Here is a 1,482-nt window from a genome sequence, read left to right on the forward strand (position 1 = left end):
GTCGGCCGGGCGCGCGTTGCGGCCGTCGAACAGGGTCACGAACAGGTAGGTCAGCAGGCCGACGACCTCGGCCGGGACGCCGTCGGCGGTCAGCGCGGCGGTGAAGTCGTCCGGCGTGAGCGTGGTGAAGCCGACGGGCCGGCCGGTCAGTTCGGAGATCTCGCCCATCGCCTCGGCGAAGGTCAGCGCGCGCGGCCCGGTGACCTCGTAGACCTCCCCGGCGTGCCCGTCCTCGGTCAGCGCGGCGACGGCGACGTCGGCGATGTCGTCGGCGTCGGCGAACGGCTCGGGCACCTCCCCGACCGGCAGCGCCAGGTGGCCGGCGCGGATGTACTCCGCGAAGTCCGACTCGTTGAAGTTCTGGTAGAACCAGGCCGCGCGGACGACCGTCCAGTCGACGCCGGAGGCGCGGACGACGTCCTCGCACTCCTCGGCCTCCTTCTCGCCGCGTCCCGACAGCAGCACCACCCGCCGCACGCCCGCCTCGACCGCGGCCTCGCAGAAGGCGGCGATGTGCTCAGGGGCGCCGGGGACGGCGAGGTCTGGGGCGTAGGCGAGATAGACCGAGCGGACACCGGCGAGGGCGGCGGGCCAGGTGCCCGAGTCCGTCCAGTCGAAGGGCGTCTCGCCGGAGCGGGAGCCGATGCGCACCCGAACGTTCCGGGCGGTGAGCCGCTCGGCGACGCGGCGGCCGGTCTTCCCGGTGCCGCCCAGGACCAGCGTCAGTCCGCGGTCGGTCGCCGTCGCCGTCTCGATTGCAGTCGCCGTGGTGGTCCCGGTCGCGGTGTTCGTCGTGTTCGTCATGTCCTGTAGTCAACCGGCAAGGATGATCACCGAACATCGTTGAGGGTCCAGGCCGCATACGCAAGCGTCTAGGGTGCGGTCATGGACACCCTCGCCGATCTTCTCGACGGTCCCCGGGCGCGGGGCGCGTTCCTGTTGCGCATGGTCATGGAGCCGCCGTGGGCGGTCCGGGTGGAGGACGGGGCGCCGCTGTGCGTGGTGATCGTGCGCAGCGGCGAGGCCTGGGTGACGCCGGAGGGCGGCGAGCCGGTCCGCTGCTCCCCCGGCGATGTGGCGATCATGCGCGGGCCCGTCCCGTACGTGGTGGCGGACGCCCTCGGCTCCCCGCCGCAGTGGATCATCCATGACGAGGGCCGGTGCACGACGCTGTTCGGCGCGCCCCCGGCGGACTCGATGTCGTTCGGCGTCCGGACGTGGGGGAACGCGCCGGACGGCCCGACGACGCTGCTCGTCGGGACGTACCTGGCGCAGGGCGCGGTCGAGCGCCGGCTGCTGGCCGCGCTGCCGCCGCTGGCCGTCCTGCCGGACTGGCGGTCGCCGCTCGCCGCGCTGCTCGGCGACGAGATCGGCCGGGACGCTCCGGGCCAGCCGGTCGTGCTCGACCGGCTGCTCGACCTCATCCTCATCGCGGTGCTGCGGGCCTGGTTCTCCCGGCCGGGCGCGCGGCCGCCGGGCTGG

The 1,482-nt window shown here is 74.1% G+C and carries 2 protein-coding genes; one reads left to right on the forward strand and one right to left on the reverse strand.

Annotation, left to right across the window (positions count from 1 at the left end; genetic code table 11):
• The coding region (locus AB0J52_RS40235; RefSeq protein WP_500188449.1) for an NAD(P)H-binding protein at nt 1–804 on the reverse strand (804 nt) is incomplete at its 3' end.
• A gap of 81 nt (nt 805–885) precedes the next feature.
• Here AB0J52_RS40235 and AB0J52_RS40240 point away from each other — a divergent pair.
• The coding region (locus AB0J52_RS40240) for a cupin domain-containing protein (RefSeq protein ID WP_500188450.1) at nt 886–1,482 on the forward strand (597 nt) is incomplete at its 3' end.

Source organism: Spirillospora sp. NPDC049652, assembly GCF_040675125.1.
Taxonomy (GTDB): domain Bacteria; phylum Actinomycetota; class Actinomycetes; order Streptosporangiales; family Streptosporangiaceae; genus Spirillospora.